We start from the raw sequence: 19421 nt of genomic DNA on the forward strand, positions 1-19421 counted from the left end.
CCCTCTGGAGTTATCTAAATTAGGCTCAATACTTGGTAGTTTTCTACGGGTGTTTGGTTTAAGTATTGCCGCAAGGATAGATAATTGTAAGGTGTGTCGCGGAACTAAGAATCCCCGCACTTATAGGGCGGGGATTGTCAAAACACCCCACAAGGTAATCACAATGGCACCCATAACGATGAACCACCGATGAGCGATCGCGTTTTTGAGCGTCTGATTCAGAATCGTGTTAAACATTTTAGATTAGAAGCCCCCTCTTTTGTCAGAAAAGACATTCTTTTTCTTACGATTGCCCCCTATAAAAGCGATCGCACCAACTAACACCACGGCTCCGCCACCAACAGCAGCTAAAATCTTCATCGGAAATCCACCCTCTTGCGGTGCGACTTCCCCAGGTTTTTGGGTCATATTACCAGCAGCATCGTGGCTATGAGGGATTCCTTGGGCATCTACCTGAGCATGAGCTGCATCGGTTTTAGGAGATGCGATCGCATCGGGGTTAGTCGCTGAATCAGCCGTTTTGGTTTTGCGAGATTCGGCATAAAGTGACAAACCACCTTGGGTGACGAGCTTCTCCCCAACCGACAATCCTGCGGTGACTTCGATCAGTTCGCCCTGAGTTGCACCTGTGGTAATTTCAACTGGCTCATAAAAATTCTCATACTGCACAAAGACGAGCTGCTTACCATCAGCATCCACCAATGCCGTGACAGGCACCATCACCCCTGCTCCACCCTCAGCAGATTGAGCGATCGGTGTGACAACAATACCCAACATCTGATCAGTTTCAGCATTCACCTGTACTCGTTCCACACCACCTGTAGCTTGAAACTCATCCCCATGTCCGACATGGGAAAAAGCCACATTAGGCATAGACAGCAGCAGGGTGGTAATCAGGACAGATTCTAGTAAGGCTTTGTGCCGATAACGCATGGTTCACTCGCTCTGGGTTTACGGAAATCTTCCCCAGTCTGCCAAAGGACAGATGAAATTCAGGTGAAACTGAAGTTTAGACTAATTCTGCCTTCTTGATAAGAACGGAAAACTCTGTACCTCACGAACTTGAAACGCGCTGTATCTGTTGCCGTAGATAAATTGAAACCCGAAGTATGGCTATTGTTCATTGATTTTGTCATTCCCTCTGTGCTGCTCTATTCAGGTTTTTTACCCAGGCAGTTCTTATTTCTTACCCTAGGCGGATTTACTTTCGTACTGTTCTAATTGTTGCTGGCACCTGGATGTTGGGCTGGCTATGGGGGAAAAATTACCGAAAAATTGGGTCTAAAGCCTCGTCCTTTAAGGACGACTTTGTGTTAACTGACGAGGGGTTTGGGGAGCTATAAGTCTCACGCCATAATCTTTGATTTGGCGTCGAGATGCCTTCACTCCCCAAGTCTATTTTGGGGTTCGATACACCCAAAATAGACATTTACCGTAACTTGTCGTTTGCAGTAATATAGGTTATAATTAATGCATGATAACTCTAAACTATACCTATCAAATTTATCCTGATGCTCTCCAAGTCGAATCACTAAACGAGTGGCTCGAAACCTGTCGTAATGTTTATAATTACGCTCTTAGAGAACTCAAGGATTGGATTTCTTCAAGAAAGTGTCCAGTAGATAGATGTAGCTTAGAGTCAGAATATATTATTGCTGCTGATTACCCTTTTCCTGGATACCAGCAACAACAGAACAATTTACCTAAAGCCAAAAAAGATTATCCAAGACTGAAAGCAGTACCTTCTCAGGTATTGCAAACAACCATTAGGCGATTGCATGACGCTTGGGACTTTTTCCAAAAGCGGGGTTATGGATTTCCAAGATTTAAAAAGTATGGGCAAATGAAGTCGATACTTTTTCCTCAATTCAAGGTAAATCCAATAACGGGATGGCAAATCAAATTACCCAAGCTAGGAAAAGTACAAATCAATCTCCATCGACCGATTCCTGATGGGTTTATTGTCAAACAAGTCAGGATACTTAAAAAAGCTGTAGGTTGGTTCGCTGTAGTAAGTATTCAATCTGATATCTCTATCCCTGATGCTGTTCCTCACGGTCACTTTATTGGGGTAGACGTCGGGTTAAATAGTTATTTGGCTACCAGTGATGGTTACATAGAACCGGGACAAAAGTTTTTCAAGGATATGCACCGTCGGCTGAAAGTGCTACAACGCAGGTTATCCAAAAAACAAAAGCGTTCTAAAAACTATGAAAAAGCCAGACGCCAAGTAGAAAGACTGCACAACCATATTGCATTCAAACGGAAAGACTATCAGTACAAAATGGCTCACAAGCTGTGTGACATGGCGGGAACTATCTTCTTAGAAGATATTGACTTCCGAACTATGGCAAAGGGTTTCTTAGGCAAACATACAGTTGATGCTGCATTTGGTCAGTTCAGAGACATTCTTTATTATGTTGGGAAACAGCGGGGTGTCTATATCGCTGAAGTTGACCATAAAGGAACATCCCAGACTTGTCCTAATTGTCGCATTGAGGTCAGAAAAGAACTGTCTGATAGATGGCACAGTTGTCCAGAATGCAAATATGAAGTTGATAGAGACATAGCTTCGGCACAGGAAATCTGTAATCGGGGTTTTGAACAACTGAGTACCCAGGGACTCTGGGGGAAAGAAATTGGCTGTCAAGTCGGGCTGTCGGGGGCATTTTGCCTAGATAAGTGGCGCAGGGCAGCAATATCTAACAGCGATGTTGGAAGCCTACACCATAATCTTTGATTTGGTGTAGGAGGATGTCACTCATAGTTCATCATTTCTCATTTGTAAGGCTAATTTAGCAGCCCCGACCATTCCCGCTTGATTCCCTAGAGTAGCCGTGAGTAACTGTAAACCTGTACGAGAACTGGGTAACACTCGACGTTCAATTTCTGCCCAGGCTGCTGGGAAGAAAAATTTGGCACTGGCACTAACTCCACCGCCAATAATAATCGCTTCTGGAGTGAGGATATAAATCAAACTCGCCAATCCTGCGCCTAAATCCCGTCCGTAATATTTCCAGAAATTTAACGCCTCCAGATTGCCTGCGTTTGCCAAACGACCCAGTTCAGCCGGGTCTTTTCCAATACGGCGACGAATCGCACCAATGGATAAATATTGTTCTAAAGATCCTTGATTGCCACTATTACAAGCCGGACCTTCTGGATTTAAGGTGATTAACCCCAACTCCCCGGCTGCGCCTTGGGAACCGACAAAGAGTTTCCCATCTAAAATAATCGCCCCACCAACACCAGTACCCAATGTGAGCATAATCAGATGACGAAATGGTCGTCCTGCACCTAACCAAGCTTCACCTAAACCCGCACAATTGGCATCATTGGCGATAATCGTCGGGCAACCTGTTTTGGCTTCTAACCAATCGGCTAGGGGAATATCGTGCCAATTGTTGAGGTTAATCGCCACTCTAGCAATCCTTCCGGCGGCATCCGCAGGTCCTGGAGTACCCACACCAATAGCAATAACGCTATGGTTAGGATTAAGTTGTGCGATCGCGTCTGCCATTACCTCAACCACAGCTTTTGGGGTTGAGGGTTGAGGTGTCGCCACAGTTAAGGATTGGACGCAAGTGCCATCTTTCTGGAAGCGCCCCAGCTTAATCGCCGTTCCGCCTAAGTCAATACCAATTACGTCATTTGTCATTTGTCATTTGTCAGGGAACCGGGAATAGGCTACATTAAACCATACTAATCACCTATACTAAAAAAGCTGGTATAATACCTAGCTTTGAAAAGTTAGAATGAATTTACCTGTGAATAGGTTTTCTTTTACTTGTCTACCTTCCCCTCCTTATTGATGTAGAGACGCGCCTTGGCGCGCCTCTACACGCTTCAAAAGCGCGTCTCTACATAAATGATGTGTCGTAACAGCTATGGCGGTTGCTATATTTTAGACTGTTTGACCGAGCTACCTGTAGGGGCTCTTTCATTGCCGTGCCCCTACCATAAATGGCGTTTGTGCGTAAGTCCTGTGGATATTCGACGTGAGTGGGGCGATTTTCGGTTCCTTGGGCAGGGAGGATGTCGCCTTTGGTTGATGAGCAAGCTTTAAAGGTGACGTTCCCAATCTCAGATTTGAGGTTTAAACGGTCACGTTTGACGTTTCAGACCTTGATCTTTGAGGTTTAAACCCTCAATTTTGATGTTCTATACCTCAGATTTGAGGTTTAAACGGTCAAGTTTGACGTTTCCAACCTTGATCTTTGAGGTTTAAACCCTCAAGTTTGATGTTCTATACCTCAGATTTGAGGTTTAAACCTCAACCAACACCTCCGAGCACCATTGTAGAGACGCGCCATGGCGCGTCTCTACACGCGCCATGGCGCGTCTCTACACGCGCCATGGCGCGTCTCTACAGGCCAGAAGGCTCAGAACTTTTGCGGCGAGAGCGACGAAACCGCTTACCCAGATCTTCTAGATAGGGTTCGAGCTCTCCATCCAGATCGCTTGCCTTGGCATAGCTGTAGACTAGACGAGCGGCAGCATAAGCCTCGTTTCCCGCTACGGCTGTCGTATCTGCCACCTGTTTTGTCAACTGCGTCAATGCCATCTGAATCGGATATAAGCTCTCAAACACATTCAAATCGTCTTCCATTTCCTGGCGATCGAACAATCCGGGCAAAATTTCTGGGTGTTGGCTTGCCAAATCCAGGGCTTTGGCGACAAAGGCACGACTTTTATCTCCTAACCGCAATAGGGTTTTACTTTCTTCCGGTGTCAGGGAGAGCAGAAAGGGTAGCTTTTGTTTCAGGGTAGCGATCGCAGCTTGAATAGCCTCCAAATCTTCTGGGGGAATCGTTGTATTCACGCGGTTCTCTGGCATAACCTGTACTCCTCATTTGCTATTGGGTTGACATTTGTTGCTCCTACTATAGTCTGTGTCGGTTGGATTGGCACAGGACACCTAATCCTCTTAAACGAGTTATAGCAGTAGACACATCGATTAGGACTTTCGTCACCATTGTAGAGACGCGCCATGGCGCGTCTCTACATAAATGGCGCGTCTCTACATAAATGGCGCGTCTCTACATAAATGATGTGTCTCTACATAAATGGCGCGTCTCTACATAAATGGCGCGTCTCTACATAAATGATGTGTCCTAACAGCTATGGCGGTTGCGATAAAGCATTAAATAAGAATCAATCAAGTTTAACGGGGTTAAATTTTATGAAGATTCCCCGTTCTTGTGCTTTTTAGGTATTAGGTATTAGGTAGAGCCATTCTAAATAGGTTGTGGCAATTTAAAAAAATCAAATTATTGCTATACCTGGGTTTCATCCTTTTCACTTGTTATAACTCATTGAGAGTTTCTCTCTTAGGTTTTGGGTTGTCCTGGGAAGCCTCATCTCCCCTCTCGCCAACGGGGATTAATGATCTCTGTTAACCCTTCTCCCAATAACGATAAACCAATAACCATGGATGTCATCGCTAAACCGGGGAATAAAGCTGTCCACCAAATGCCTGTGGGTAATGCATCCAGGGCTTGACGCAAATCATGTCCCCATTCTGGGGTTTCTTCGGGTAGTCCCAGTCCCAAAAATCCTAGTCCACCTAAGATTAAAATAGCGTCGGCGGCGTTGAGGGTAAATAAAACCGGGACGCTTTGAATTACATTGAGAAAGAGGTAACGGGAGAGAACCCGCCTAGGGGAAGCACCCATGGCTTGTGCGGCTTCGATAAATAATTCAGTTTTGACGCTGGCGGTATGGTTACGGACAACGCGATAATATTGGGGAACGTAAGAAATGCTCAGTGCGATCGCGGCATTAAATACACCTCGCCCCACGACAAAGGCTAGGGTAATGGATAGCAGCAATCCGGGCAAGGTATAGATCGTATCCATCAAAAACAGTAACACCCGATCTAATCTGCCGCCGAGATATCCACTCACTAACCCCAAGGGAACACCGATAATTAAACTCAAGCTAGTTGCCAGAATCACCACTTTTAACGCCGCTTGAGTACCAAATACGGTGCGGGAGAAGACATCATAACCTTGGCGTGTCGTACCGAACCAATGTTCGCTACCAGGGGATTCGTGGATGGGGTTGATCAGAGATGCAGTAGGATCTTGTAGCCATCCCCATCCTTGAAAAACAGGGGCAAAAATAGCGATGAGGATAAAAACAGAGGTAATCACCACTCCCACCGCCATGAGTTTCATTGACAAGCTGGCATATTGGCTAAAACGTAAAAGATGAATCAATCGCGATCGCGTCAGGGTCATTGGTCAGGTTTCCTCGCCAAAAAATCTAATAAAATGGTCTGGTGAGGTTGCCCCAAAGGACGCACCTGACCCGCTATTTCCGAATAAGCCTGACCTGCCTTAATCTCTTCGGGTGTCAATAAACCCAGATCCCAGCCTTCTTGTAATACCAATTGATTCAATTCCACCGTTAAAGGGGCGTGGAATATATGACGAATAACCTGGGCATCCTTATAGCAATCAAACTTTGCCAATTGGGGAGGAGTATAGGAAATTTCTTCGAGTAATTCTCGCCGCATCGCCACCTCTGGAGTTTCTCCTGGCTCCAAATGACCGCCAAAAAATCCCCAGCACCCCGGATAAAGGATGCCAGGGATGTCGTTCCTAAGCTGCATCAGGAACCGTCCCGAACGGTAGAGAATCGCGATCGCGACTTCAATAGATTGATTGTTCATTCTTCCCAACGTCATACGAATGATATCATGTCCGGTTGAATACCCATAATTACGGTGAGGGTGAGTAGGGGCTTGGTTACCAAGCCCGTACATTTTTATTAGGGGTGATTTGCCGGACATCATAATGACAAAATTATTCAGCCTTCCGCTCGAGCTGTTCTGTTTCCTGAAGGTAAACTTCACCCATTTCCTGTCCACCAATGGGAATACTTTTAAATTGTACCTGTCCTCTAATTAAAACCTGGTCACCCACCTTGGGAAGTTCTTGATTGCTCACGATCCAAATTTTGCCCGTGGTATCCTGAAGTTGATAAGCCCCGGAATTCAAAAAGGGGGCTTGGGCGATGACTTGACCTTGAAGGTAAAGCACCGTATTGGCATTCTTTTCAGATGGGATCTCACCAATCGCGGTGAGATCTACGGAATGAGCGCTACCCATACCATTCGGAGTACCCTGCAGGGGGACATTGCTACAACTCACCAGTCCTCCCCCAAACAGTAAAGCACACATTGGCAGGAGATAAAACATAGTTGACCTTTGGCTGGTTGGAATTGACGAGCAAAGGCGTGAGCGATGGTCGTTTTGAGCAGACATTGCTATAACTGTTACCCACGCTAAACGGTGTACATCCCGGTTATAGCTTAGATAGTTGAGAATTGAATACTGAGCAGTGGCACCACTACCCGTAAAATAATCAAAGTCCTTAGATGTCTCTCAACCTGCCCATGAAATCTGTTTACCCTCAGTTACTGGATGGCAAAGCCCTGGCTCAACGCATTCAAGATCAGCTCAAAGCCGAAGTAGAACGGCTCAAATCCACTTATGGACGCCCACCGGGATTAGCAGTGCTAATGGTTGGCGATAACCCAGCCAGCGCCACCTACGTGCGGAATAAGGAACGCGCCTGTGCCAAAGTGGGGATTGCTTCCTTTGGGCAACATTTTCCGGCTGATGTCTCTCAAGCCGAGGTTGAGCAAGCCATTCATCGCCTGAATCACGATCCCAACGTCGATGGTATCCTCCTGCAACTTCCTTTACCCGAACATCTAAATAGCGTCTATTTACTCCATCAAATTAATCCTGATAAAGATGTTGATGGACTGCATCCCCTCAATCTAGGGCGTCTGCTGCGAGGTGAAACTGGACTGCGAAGCTGCACCCCAGAGGGAGTGATGCGCCTGTTGCGGGAGTACCAGATTGATGTGAAAGGGAAAAATGCTGTTGTTGTGGGGCGAAGTATTTTGGTCGGTAAACCCATCGCACTGATGTTACTCGAAGCGGATGCTACAGTAACCATCGCCCATTCGCGCACGCAAAATTTGGCTGAACTGACCCGTCAGGCGGATATCTTGATTGCTGCCGTCGGACGCCCTAATCTAATTACGGCGGATCAGGTTAAACCAAATGCCATTGTGATTGATGTGGGTATCAATCGCGTCACCGATGCTCAGGGAAAATCCCGGTTGGTGGGTGATGTGGATTTTGACGCCGTTCGGGACATGACCCAATTTATCACCCCGGTTCCTGGTGGCGTCGGTCCGATGACGGTGACGATGTTATTGCAAAATACTGTTTTCAGCTATACCAGGACTAACTCATAACGCCCCTAGGCTCGTAGAATTGTTAAGACAGTAGAACAGACGATTTAAGGAATAATGGCATGGTAGCAACAGATGGGCGACCTGCCCCCAATGGGGAACCCCCAACCTTTGATTTATCAACCTATCTCAAAGAGCGGCAAGCTCAAGTGGAGGTTGCTTTAGACCGTTCTTTACCCCTAAGTTATCCGGAAAAGATTTATGAGGCAATGCGCTATTCTCTCTTAGCGGGGGGGAAACGGTTGCGCCCGATTCTTTGTCTGGCAACCTGTGAACTGATGGGTGGCACGATTGAGATGGCAATGCCAACCGCTTGCGCTTTGGAAATGCTCCACACGATGTCGTTAATCCATGATGACCTTCCCGCTATGGATAACGATGACTACCGTCGGGGTAAACTCACCAATCATAAGGTTTACGGTGAGGATATGGCGATTCTAGCGGGTGACGGTTTGCTGGCGTATTCGTTTGAATATGTTGCCACCCAAACTCAGGGAGTTCCCGCCGAGCGGGTGTTGCGAGTGATTGCTCGTTTAGGTTGGACCTTGAGCGCAGAGGGATTGGTTGGGGGTCAAGTGGTTGATTTGGAATGTGAGGGAAAATCGGATATTCAAGCGGAAACCCTTAATTACATTCATACCCATAAAACCGGAGCGTTGCTGGAAAGCTGCGTCGTCTGTGGCGGAATTTTGGCGGGTGCAACGGATGCGGATATAGAACGTCTGTCTCGCTATGCTCAAAATATTGGTTTAGCGTTTCAAATTATTGATGATATCCTGGACATCACCGCAACTCAGGAGGAATTAGGCAAAACGGCTGGGAAGGATTTGCAAGCGCAGAAAGCCACCTATCCTAGCCTCTGGGGACTAGAGGCTTCTAAAGCTAAAGCTCAAGAGTTGATTGAAGAGGCTATTGCCCAACTTGAACCGTTTGGTGAGCGCTCTCAACCTTTAATTGCTCTGGCTGATTTTATTACAGCGCGGACGTATTAGTCTTATGTCATTCGTCTTATGTCATTCGTCATTGTCATTCGTCATTGGTAAGTGCTTAAACATCCGTTGATCAACAACCCATTTTAACTGAAACACGATGCAGGATTTTGGCAATATCCTAAACAACCAGGTACTACTGGTTGCGCTGATTGCTTGTTTAGTGGCTCAACTCCTTAAGCTACTGGTCGAGTTAACAAAAGATCGGAAATTTAATCTCCGCACTCTGGTGACGACTGGGGGGATGCCTAGCGCTCATTCAGCTTTGGTTACCGCCTTGGCTGCGGGTGTGGGACAAACGATGGGATGGGCGTCTCCTGATTTTGCGATCGCGACGATTTTTGCAATCATTGTTATGTACGATGCCGCAGGGGTTCGACAAGCTGCAGGTAAGCAAGCTCGTATCCTTAATCAAATTATTGATGAGTTATTTCAAGAAGGTAAACAGTTTAATGAGGATCGCCTCAAGGAATTGCTGGGGCATACCCCGTTTCAAGTGATTGTGGGTTCAATCTTAGGGGTACTGATTTCTTGGTTGGCTGCCCCAGCTTATTGTTTTTAGGAGTGGGGTTTGACTATAAACCTCGTTTATGATACAGAGGCTAAGGACGCGATCGGGTCAGGAATTGTATCCGATGGAGCCGGAAATTCTCCAGTTTTGACGAATTCTAAGCGCAGCTTTAACCAGGTGATAAATTTAGGGTTGGTTGAAATAATAGCGACGGCGGGTTGAGGACATTCTTGTTTGACTTGCGCCATTTCTGGAGCTTCTAAAAAGGCGGGTTGTTTGACTAGCCAAAAGTCAATCTCTTTTCCTTTATCTTGGTAGTCTTTGGTTCGTTCTCTCAGAACTTCTTCAAAGGGTTCTTCTTCAAGTAAGAAGCGTTGACTGGCGACTAGATAGTAATAGGTTTGCATGGTTTTAATTGGGTGATTGGTGAACAGGTGATTGGGAACGTTTTGATTGTGTAGGGGCGGGTTTCACGATTATCATCTCTTTTTGACCCAGATTTGACTAAACCCGCCCCGATCAATTGAGTTTTGTTGTTAATTTAACGTTAGTCAGTGCGGGTTTTGTTGTTAATTTAACGGTGGGCAGGGCGGGTTTTGTTGTTAATTTAACGTTAGTCAGGGCGGGTTTTGTTGTTAATTTAACGGTGACTAGCTGAATTGATTCCCTAAACCCGCCCCTACAATTAGGGCTAAACCCGCCCCTACACCCGCCTCGACAATTGACAGACGTGCCAGGGTATGTATGAAACATGATTTTTGAATTAACTCCCCTCATTGTTTTCTCAGCATGGCTTGTTTCATTTCCCGAACGGCTCGTTCTAATCCAACGAGGGAGGCTCGTGCGATAATGCTATGACCAATATTAAGTTCTTCCATCCCCGGTAAACAAGCGACAGGGTAAACATTCCAATAGGTTAAACCATGACCTGCATTCACACGCAACCCAGCCGCGATCGCATCTTGGCATCCTTTGGCTAACAAATCCAGTTGCGTTTGGCGACTGGCTTCGTCTTTGGCTTCTGCATAGGAGCCCGTATGCAGTTCGATAAACTTGGCGTTAATGTCTGCCGAGGCTTCGATCTGGGCAGGATCAGCATCGATAAATAGACTAACGGGAATTCCTGCCTCTTGCAACTGAGCCACGACTTCACCGAGACGGGATTTTTGACCCGCAATATCTAATCCTCCCTCAGTGGTGACTTCCTCCCGCCGTTCTGGAACTAGAGTAATATAGTCTGGTTTAATATCGAGTGCGATCGCGATCATTTCCTCCGTTGGTGCCATTTCCATATTTAAGTGAGTTCGCACCGTCTGACGCAAGAGTCGGATATCCCGATCTTGGATATGGCGTCGATCTTCCCGCAGGTGGGCAGTAATCCCATCCGCACCCGCTAATTCGGCTAACACCGCCGCCGCCACGGGATCGGGTTCCACAGTGCGTCGTGCTTGTCGAATGGTGGCGATGTGATCAATGTTGACGCCAAGGGTTAGCACTTACGTTTTTTCTCCTGATACTGTTTTTTCTACAACCCTTGATTGTATCTGAAAGGGGGTTTGGTGACCAAACCCCTACCGGTTCCCCCTGGGTCTGTTAACTTAAGCACAAAAGGGCAATGGGCTTGGAGAAAATTAACCAAGTCTTAACGTCAAAACCCCACGGCTGAACCACGTTGCCCAAAATGTTAACTTTGATTACAAAAAAAATTAAACTCAATGATTTGAGATACTCTGGCTAATGAGATAAAAAGTAGGTGGTTTTTTATGGTCATTATCAGCCATTAAATGGGCTTTAGTAAGGTTGTACTGAGCGATGCCATAATCATTTATTTAAAGAATCAGTGTTACTTTAAAACTGCCTACTTGAGTCAAGCCAGCCTAACTAGCTGTGAACCAATTGAAACCGTGCGAATCGGCAGTTTCGGCAGGTTTGTTGTGAATTAGTGAAGACAAGGTATAAGACGACTATCTTATATCCGAGTTTATCATGGCTATCCAATTGATCGGACTTCCACCCAGACCTAAGACTAGACAATTTTCTGAAATTAAGTTTAAGCGAACAATGACATCAAGCCAGCCAACCTTTGAATTACCTGATTTTTATATGCCTTGGCCCGCGCGTGTGAACCCCAATGTACAGGGGGCACGCATACACTGCAAGGAATGGGCGTATCGGATGGGCATCCTGGGATCTGATGAGGATGCCGTATGGGATGAAAAAACCTTTGATGCGATGGATTTTGCTGGCTTTGCTGCCGCCACTCACCCGGATGCACCCGCATTGGAGTTGGACTTACTCAGCGATTGGTATGTTTGGGGGTGGTTTGCCGATGACTATTTCGCTAAAACATTTGAGGTGGGAAACCAGGATGTCAGACAGGCTAAGTCTTATATCGATCGAGTCATGTCTTTTATGGCTACGGATTTATCAACGCCCCTTCCAGAACCCAAAAACCCGACAGAACGCGCCCTGATTGATTTGTGGTTTCGGAGTGCACCGACGATGTCTCAGCAGTGGCGACAACGGTTTGTTGAACATTACCGGACACTATCCTATACCGCCCTGCGAGAACTTTTCAACCAGGACAAAAACCAAGAGCGGATCATAGATCCAGTGGAATACGTCATGTTGCGTCGTCAGGTCAGCGGGATGTTTTGGTCGGCGGATTTGGTCGAACACTCTCTAGCGGCTGAGATCCCAGCCGAAATTTACAACAAGCGACCTATCCGGGTGTTAAAAGACATCTTCTGTGACAGCGTAGCTCTACGCAACGACATCATTTCTTACCAGAAGGATATTGATGAAGGCAGGAGCAATAACTGTGTAATGGTGGCGGAACACTTCTTCAACACGGAGATCCAGGACGCTGTTAACTTCGTTAATGACTTAGTGACTTCACGACTATTCCAGTTTGAGCATACCATGACGGTGGAACTCCCCCCACTCTTGGATGAGTATGGGTTGGATAGTGAGGCACGTTACCGGGTATTTCGCTATGTGAAAGCCCTGCAAGACTGGATGGCTGGGGATCTGGAGTGGGAAACTCGCCCCGGAGGCAGATACATTCCCGCCGGATCGAAAAAAGAATCGCCACTCGCAGGACCCAAGGGCTTGGGTACGGCAGCGGCGCGTATAGGCTTATCGCCGGCGGCGATGGGATTAAGGGTGAGAACCTATAATTACATTCCTTTCCAGACGGTGGGAGAAATTCCCCTACCCGAGTTTTATATGCCCTTTTCTACAGGATTGAATCCGCACCTAGAGGAAGGGCGACGGACGTCTAAGGAATGGGCTTACGAAATGGGAATGATTGGTATTCCTGGCATCAGTTTCTGGGATGAACAGAGATTTGATGCGATCGATGCAGCGTTGACCTGTGCATTAGTGTATCCGAAGGCTGCCAAAACTGTCTATGAGCTGGCGACAAAAGGCATGGTTTGGGGTTTTTACCTTGATTGTGTATTTGATGGACGCTACTTAGCGACCCGCGACATAGTAGGGGGTAGAGTGTTCCTGGCTCGACTATTGGCATTGATCTCTAGCGACTCTGGTCCGATGTTGATGCCAACTAACCCATCGGAACGGGGTTTAGTGTATCTATGGCAGAGAATGACTTCTTGTTTGTCTGCCGAGGACAAGGAGGAGATGAGGGGTTTACTCGTAAAAATATTTGAAAGTTGGGCGTGGCAACTTGACCACCAGGCACAAAATCGTATCCCTGACCCAATCGATTATGTAGAGACACGTATCAAGACATTTGGTTTTGATTTCCTGATGCTCTTGAACCAAAGCGAGAAAATGCCCCCTGAGCTTTATGACAGTCAACCGGTACAAAGCATGCACAAAGCGGGTGCCAATGTTTCCAGTTTAGTCAATGACATCGTATCCTATCAGAAAGAAATGGAATCTGAAGGCATACTTTTCAATAGCGTGTTGATCACTCAGCATTTTCTTGACTGTGATGTGGCAAAAGCGGTTGAGATTGTTAATAACCTGATCACGGCGCGGGTGCGTGAGTTTGAACACATCGTCGCCACCGAACTCCCAGCGCTCTGTGAGGACTTTGACCTAGATACAAGGGCTCGCGAACAGCTATTTGAGTATGTTGAACAACTACAGTTCATGATGTCTGGTATGCTCAAATGGCACTTGGGTGGCAGCTACTACAAAGAACCTGAATTTAAACGCGATCCCAGCCCCAGGAACTTGTTCAATGCGCCTACCGCCTTAGGTTGCTCAGCCGCACGGATAACATCGTTGTTGAGTTCGGTCGGTATTCCCCAGCTAGGAACCGAAGCGGAGCCAGTGGCGGAGACTTTACCCAGTCTGCCCACAGGGTTAGGCACGTCAGCGATGCAAATTGCCGCCAGCTTAGCGGAGACTCCCCAGCCAGAAACCGAAGCGGAGCCAGTGGCGGAGAGTTTACCCAGTCTTCCCACAGGGTTAGGCACGTCAGCGATGCAGATTAGCTCAATGTTAGAAACAGGACTTACGCACAAACGCCATTTATGGTAGGGGCACGGCATTGCCGTGCCCCTACAGGTAGCGCCTGTGCCGTCAAAAAAGCGTAAGTCCTAAGGAACCAAAAGCTAATTTGGCGAAATTACGGGTTTAGATACAGGGGGTAAAAATGAAGGGCTGTAATTAGACAATGGTCTACAAAATTAGACAAGGAAGCAGAAAAACCATCGGTTATGCGCGAGGATCTAGCTCAGACCAATCAGATGTTTTCGAGATAATTACTGTATTTTCTGCCAGATTCTATGAGTCTTGGTCACAGAAAAACAAGCAAACAGTAGAGCCGTTGAAAGATGCCGCAAGTCAGCTTTAAAACCAAACTCAAGCCCAATAACAAGCAGGCAACCTTGTTAGCTAAACACGCAGGCACGGCACGTCATGCTTGGAACTGGGGACTTTCCTTATGTCTTACAGCGTTAGACAATAAAGAAAAACTGCCAACGGCGATTGACCTCCATCAGCGTTTACTCGCAGAGGTGAAATCTGTAAACCCTTGGTACGATGAGGTTTCCCCCTGTAGCCCTCAACAAGCGCTGCGACATCTAGCCACGGCATTACAGCGATGGTTGGTGTCAAAGGTGTCCCAGAAACCCACATTCAAAAAGAAGGGAAACAAGGACAGCTTCTACTTAGAAGGCGGCATCAAAATTAGTGGAAATCGGATAAACTTACCTCGAATTGGCTGGATAACTTGTCATGAAATACCGCCAAGTGTTACTGTAAAAAATGTCACTATAAGTAAACTGGCTCAGGATTGGTACATCAGTTTCAGCTACGAAAAAGATATCCAAACCACAGCGAAAATTCGTGATAGAATCGGCGTAGATGTAGGAATTAATCGACTCTCCACCTGTTCCGATGGAACCGAGGTAGAGAACGTCAAAGCCTATCAAAAAGCCAAGGGTCGGTTAGTTCGCCTGCAACGTACCCTGAGCCGAAAGGTAAAAGGCTCATCCAACCGTCAAAAAGCGAGCAACCGACTGGCTAAACAACATCGGCGAGTCGCTAACGTTCGCGCCGATGCCTTGCATAAACTCACGACATGGTTAGCTAAGAACCACAGCACCATTGTGATTGAGGATTTGCATGGTTCTGGGAGGCACAAAAACCATCGGTTAGCCTCAGCCATAGCCGATTGTGGATGCTACGAATTCAAACGCCAATTGCTGTACAAAGCCTCCTGGTACGGAGCCGAAGTAATTGTAGCTTCTCGATTCTATCCATTCAGTCAGTTGTGTTCTGAATACTCCCACCAACAGCAGATGCCATTGCACATTCGCACATTTTCTGGTTCGTGCTGTGGCATGAAAAAAGATCAAGATTTCAACGCCTCGGTCAATCTGGAAAACTATACTCCTGCCGTCAGCTCGACGGTGGTAGCCTGTGGAGACTCTAAAGTTACAGCCTCTGGGCAGTGCGAGTCAATGAAGCAGGAAGCAGACCTCAATCTAGGTATATCCAAGATTGTCTAAGTTCTGTAGAGCGGAAGGTGTCGTCACCGAAACCGTAGGGGCTTAGTTACCAAGCCCTTGGTTACCAACGTAGGGGCTTGGTTACCAAGCCCCTGCCAAGGATATCCACTAACATTAACCAAAGGAGAGTCATCATGACAGATGCAGCAAATACGCCCCTAGAAAATCAAAATGATCAACCGCAGCTAACCTTAAACACAGCCGCTGCCCGGAATTTGGCAACCACCACCAAAACCAAGCCCCAGATGCAGGGCATTTCGTCCCGGTGGTTGTTGAAAATGCTGCCCTGGATACAAGTCGTCGGTGGTGGCTATCGGGTGAACCGTCGGTTAACCTATACCGTTGGCGATGGGCGCGTTACCTTCACCAACGTTGGGGCTACTATCCGAGTGATTCCCCAAGAACTGTGTGAACTGCCCTTGCTGCGGGGGTTTGAGGATGAAGAGGTACTCGCTGTTTTAGCTGACCGATTTGTGCAGCAAGAATTTGCCCCTGGTGATGTGATCATTCAGGCGGGTCAATCGGCAGACCAGGTCATCCTGATTGCCCATGGTAAAGTGAACGTGATTGGATCTGGAAAATATGGTGATGAAGTCGTCTTAGGGGTGCTGGCTGACGGCGATCATTTTGGTGACCAAGCCGTTGTGCAGTCGGAAGATACTTGGGACGTTAGCCTACAAGCCGTGACTCGCTGCATTGTTTTGTCACTACCGGAAGAGGCGTTTCGGCAGTTGGTTAGCCAATCTGAAACCTTGCAGGCTCAGGTTGATCAATACCGCGCTAGCCTGAGCAAACCCCAGAGCGCCGAAGGGGAAGCCTTGATCGATTTATCTGCAGGACATCAGAGTGAAACCCCCTTGCCCGGAACCTTCGTGGATTATGAAGCCGCTCCCCGTGAGTATGAGTTGAGCTTGGCTCAAACGGTGTTGCGGGTCAACTCGCGAGTGTCTGACTTGTACAACGAACCGATGAATCAGACTGAGCAGCAATTGCGGCTGACGATTGAGACATTGCGGGAACAGCAGGAACATGAACTGATTAATAACCGCGACTTTGGGTTGCTGCACAATGCAGACCTGAAACAGCGCATCTTTACCCGTAGCGGTCCACCCACCCCAGATGACCTGGATGAACTAATCTCCATTGTCTGGAAAGAGCCGAGCTTTTTCCTCGCCCACCCCCGCGCGATCGCAGCCTTTGGTCGGGAGTGTAGCCGGATGGGACTCTATCCCCACACTGTCCCCATGGGCAACAGCTCAGTACCCGCTTGGCGTGGCATCCCCATCTTTCCCAGCAACAAGATTCCCATCTCCAAAACCCGGACTAGCTCCTTCATGTTAATGCGTGTGGGAGAAGCTAACCAAGGTGTCATCGGTCTTCACAAAACGGGTATCCCCGATGAATACCAACCCAGTCTGTCTGTCCGATTTATGGGCATCGATGAAAAGGCGATCATCTCCTACCTCGTCAGCGCCTACTACTCTGCTGCTGTCCTCGTCCCCGACGCACTAGGCATCCTTGAAGATGTTGAAATCGGTCGTTAGACAGAAGGTGAGAACGCTGTCTACCGAGGACTAATTAAGGGGCAAGTCGGGGCGGGTTTATTCATATCTGGGTGCAACCCGCCAATGATAGTAGTAAAACCCGCCCTTCAGGAGAGCAGGGGGAAGCGGGGGATGTAGGGAATGTAGGGGCGGGTTTTACAGATAACTTATGGCAACAACTGATAACTTGACTAAACCCGCCCTTCTCCAGTGGCGATCGCTATCAGTCGAGGGAGCAGGAACCCCGTAGCTGAAAATTAGAATGGGCAAGGGTTGTGGCTTCAGTTGACACCCATGGTGGGCAGTACCCACCCTACGGGTTTCAGGTTGTTTTAAGGGTCACTAGTAATTACAGAGAGTTAAGTTATGACAGATGCCGCCAATTTGCCGGTTGAGAGTGAACAGCCGCAGATGAGTTTGAATACAGCCGCCGCCCGGAATTTGGCAACCACGACCAAAACCGTGCCGCAGATGCAAGGCATCACCCCACGGTGGCTGTTAAAGATGTTGCCCTGGGTGCAGATCAAGGGGGGTACTTATCGGGTGAACCGTCGGTTGCGCTATACCGTCGGGGATGGACGAGTCAGTTTTACCAATACGGGAACTGAAGTGCGGGTGATTCCCCAATCCCTATGTGAGCTATCCTTACTGCGCGGGTTTGACGATGTTGAGGTGTTAAATGCCTTAGCTGACGGATTTGTGCAACAAGAGTTTGCCGCAGGTGACGTGATTGTTCAGGCGGGTCAACCTGCCGATCGCGTGTTACTCATTGCTCACGGTAAAGTCAACAAGATGATACCGGGAAAATATGAGGAAGAGGCTTTACGAGATGTACTCGCCGACGGTGACTATTTTGGGGGTCAAGCTCTGGTTGAGTCCCAGGACAGTTGGCATGTCACCCTACGGGCAGTAACGAGCTGTACAGTATTATCCCTGCCGATTCAGGCATTTCGAGAGTTACTCAACCAGTCCGAGGCGCTCCAAGCTCAGGTCGATCAATTTAGAGCCCGGTTGAGACAGCCCCAGGACAAACACGGTCAAGCCGCGATCGCGATGTCAGCGGGACATCCGGTGGAAACCGAGCTGCCTGGGACGTTTGTGGATTACGACTTAACACCGCGCGAGTATGAGTTGAGTGTGGCTCAAACCATTTTGCGGGTCAACACGCGAGTGGCTGACCTGTACAATGAACCCATAAATCAGGTTGAGCAACAGTTACGGCTGACGATTGAAGCGTTGCGGGAACGGCAGGAATACGAACTGATTAATAACTGCGACTTCGGATTGCTGCACAATGCGGAGCTCAAACAGCGCATTTTTACCCGCACCGGTCCACCCACCCCAGATGACATGGATGAACTCCTCTCTCTGCGGAAGAAGTCGAAGTTCCTGCTGGCTCACCCCCGCACCATTGCTGCCTTTGGTCGGGAGTGCAACCGCCGTGGCATTTATCCCCAGACTGTTGAGATAAACGGGCAGATGATCTTCGGTTGGCGGGGCTTTCCCATCTTTCCCTGCAACAAGATTCCGATCACAAAAGCTAATACTAGCTCTATCCTTGCACTCCGCACCGGTGAGGAGAATGAAGGGGTGGTTGGGTTACACCAAACGGGTATCCCCGATGAATACCAACCCAGCCTGTCTGTCCGGTTCATGGGTATCAACGAAAAGGCGATTATGTCTTATCTAATCAGCGCCTACTATTCCGCAGCCGTTCTCGTCCCTGATGCACTGGGCATCCTTGAAGAGGTGGAAATCGGGCGCTGAGGGAAGGCATTGATGATCATAAAACTATGCTTGCCTTAGTCTAGGGTCTGCTGCAGGGAGCAATGTAGAGACGTGCCATGGCACAATGTAGAGACGTGCCATGGCGCGTCTGGGAGCAATGTAGAGACGTGCGCGGGCCCGGCTGGGGGCAATGTATAGTCGAGCCAAGGCACGGCTGGGTGGAGCCCGTTCCTGAGCCAAGGCGGGGTTAGTCGCATTTGGGTGCAACCGAAAAGATAGCAGTACAACCCGCCCAGACAAATGACTAATACACGTGGATTTTAACCCGACAAACTCTTCCATCTGAAATACTGAACAATTCTCAACTACCACAGCAAAGGCAGG

At 47.9% G+C, this 19421-nt stretch carries 18 protein-coding genes; 8 read left to right on the forward strand and 10 right to left on the reverse strand.

Features of this window, described 5'->3' with window-relative positions:
* Positions 1-243: 243 nt before the first annotated feature.
* Positions 244-933, reverse strand: coding sequence for a cobalt transporter (locus RIM23_RS10985; RefSeq protein ID WP_446366990.1), 690 nt, complete (start codon positions 931-933; stop codon positions 244-246).
* A gap of 541 nt (positions 934-1474) precedes the next feature.
* Here RIM23_RS10985 and RIM23_RS10990 point away from each other — a divergent pair.
* The gene (locus RIM23_RS10990) at positions 1475-2740 is read left to right on the forward strand and encodes an RNA-guided endonuclease InsQ/TnpB family protein (protein WP_446366992.1); all 1266 of its coding nucleotides are present in this window, start codon (positions 1475-1477) and stop codon (positions 2738-2740) included.
* Between the two features lie 21 nt (positions 2741-2761).
* Here the strand turns inward: RIM23_RS10990 and RIM23_RS10995 are convergent, their stop codons facing one another.
* The 6 genes from RIM23_RS10995 to RIM23_RS11020 form a co-directional block, all read right to left on the reverse strand.
* Positions 2762-3658, reverse strand: a complete 897-nt coding sequence (locus tag RIM23_RS10995) for an ROK family protein (RefSeq protein WP_446366994.1) — start codon at positions 3656-3658, stop codon at positions 2762-2764.
* A 708-nt stretch (positions 3659-4366) separates the two neighbouring features.
* The gene (locus tag RIM23_RS11000) at positions 4367-4837 is read right to left on the reverse strand and encodes a hypothetical protein (protein WP_446356196.1); all 471 of its coding nucleotides are present in this window, start codon (positions 4835-4837) and stop codon (positions 4367-4369) included.
* Positions 4819-4992 carry a hypothetical protein gene (locus tag RIM23_RS11005; protein ID WP_446366996.1) on the reverse strand — a complete coding sequence of 58 codons (174 nt, stop codon included), beginning with the start codon at positions 4990-4992 and terminating at the stop codon, positions 4819-4821. Before RIM23_RS11005 ends, RIM23_RS11000 begins: the two co-directional genes overlap by 19 nt.
* 365 nt (positions 4993-5357) lie before the next feature.
* On the reverse strand, positions 5358-6242 hold the full coding sequence (locus RIM23_RS11010; protein ID WP_446366998.1) for an ABC transporter permease: 885 nt from the start codon (positions 6240-6242) through the stop codon (positions 5358-5360).
* On the reverse strand, positions 6239-6676 hold the full coding sequence (locus RIM23_RS11015) for an NUDIX hydrolase (RefSeq protein WP_446367000.1): 438 nt from the start codon (positions 6674-6676) through the stop codon (positions 6239-6241). The genes RIM23_RS11010 and RIM23_RS11015 overlap by 4 nt, the downstream gene beginning before the upstream one ends.
* Positions 6677-6809: 133 nt before the next feature.
* The gene (locus tag RIM23_RS11020) at positions 6810-7205 is read right to left on the reverse strand and encodes a hypothetical protein (protein ID WP_446356201.1); all 396 of its coding nucleotides are present in this window, start codon (positions 7203-7205) and stop codon (positions 6810-6812) included.
* A gap of 197 nt (positions 7206-7402) precedes the next feature.
* On the opposite strand from RIM23_RS11020, the gene folD reads away from it, so the two are divergent.
* The 3 genes from folD (at position 7403) to RIM23_RS11035 (ending at position 9826) form a co-directional block, all read left to right on the forward strand.
* On the forward strand, positions 7403-8278 hold the full coding sequence (gene folD / locus RIM23_RS11025; RefSeq protein WP_446367002.1) for a bifunctional methylenetetrahydrofolate dehydrogenase/methenyltetrahydrofolate cyclohydrolase FolD: 876 nt from the start codon (positions 7403-7405) through the stop codon (positions 8276-8278).
* Positions 8279-8337: 59 nt separating this feature from the next.
* Entirely contained in the window at positions 8338-9267 is a 930-nt protein-coding gene (gene crtE / locus RIM23_RS11030; protein ID WP_446367004.1) for a geranylgeranyl diphosphate synthase CrtE, read from the forward strand.
* 97 nt (positions 9268-9364) lie between these two features.
* Positions 9365-9826, forward strand: a complete 462-nt coding sequence (locus tag RIM23_RS11035) for a divergent PAP2 family protein (protein ID WP_446356206.1) — start codon at positions 9365-9367, stop codon at positions 9824-9826.
* A gap of 26 nt (positions 9827-9852) precedes the next feature.
* Here RIM23_RS11035 and RIM23_RS11040 read toward each other — a convergent pair whose 3' ends face one another.
* On the reverse strand, positions 9853-10182 hold the full coding sequence (locus RIM23_RS11040) for an MgPME-cyclase complex family protein (RefSeq protein ID WP_446356208.1): 330 nt from the start codon (positions 10180-10182) through the stop codon (positions 9853-9855).
* Positions 10183-10548: 366 nt separating this feature from the next.
* Positions 10549-11271, reverse strand: a complete 723-nt coding sequence (locus RIM23_RS11045) for a pyridoxine 5'-phosphate synthase (RefSeq protein WP_446367006.1) — start codon at positions 11269-11271, stop codon at positions 10549-10551.
* Between the two features lie 565 nt (positions 11272-11836).
* Here RIM23_RS11045 and RIM23_RS11050 point away from each other — a divergent pair.
* The 4 genes from RIM23_RS11050 to RIM23_RS11065 all read left to right on the forward strand — a co-directional run bounded on the left by RIM23_RS11050 (position 11837) and on the right by RIM23_RS11065 (position 19076).
* Positions 11837-14290: a terpene synthase family protein gene (locus tag RIM23_RS11050; RefSeq protein ID WP_446367008.1), complete on the forward strand. Its 2454-nt coding sequence runs from the start codon at positions 11837-11839 to the stop codon at positions 14288-14290.
* A 296-nt stretch (positions 14291-14586) separates the two neighbouring features.
* On the forward strand, positions 14587-15765 hold the full coding sequence (locus RIM23_RS11055) for an RNA-guided endonuclease InsQ/TnpB family protein (protein ID WP_446367010.1): 1179 nt from the start codon (positions 14587-14589) through the stop codon (positions 15763-15765).
* Positions 15766-15899: 134 nt separating this feature from the next.
* Positions 15900-17309: a family 2B encapsulin nanocompartment shell protein gene (locus tag RIM23_RS11060; RefSeq protein WP_446367012.1), complete on the forward strand. Its 1410-nt coding sequence runs from the start codon at positions 15900-15902 to the stop codon at positions 17307-17309.
* Between the two features lie 366 nt (positions 17310-17675).
* A complete protein-coding gene (locus RIM23_RS11065) occupies positions 17676-19076 on the forward strand; it encodes a family 2B encapsulin nanocompartment shell protein (RefSeq protein ID WP_446367014.1) in 1401 nt (466 codons plus the stop codon).
* A 24-nt stretch (positions 19077-19100) separates the two neighbouring features.
* On the opposite strand, the gene RIM23_RS11070 is transcribed toward RIM23_RS11065, so the two are convergent.
* Positions 19101-19421 (reverse strand): hypothetical protein (locus RIM23_RS11070; protein WP_446367016.1); only part of this gene is annotated, 321 nt, incomplete at its 5' end.

This window comes from Coleofasciculus sp. G3-WIS-01 (assembly GCF_040223135.1).
Classification (GTDB): Bacteria; Cyanobacteriota; Cyanobacteriia; order Cyanobacteriales; family Coleofasciculaceae; genus Coleofasciculus.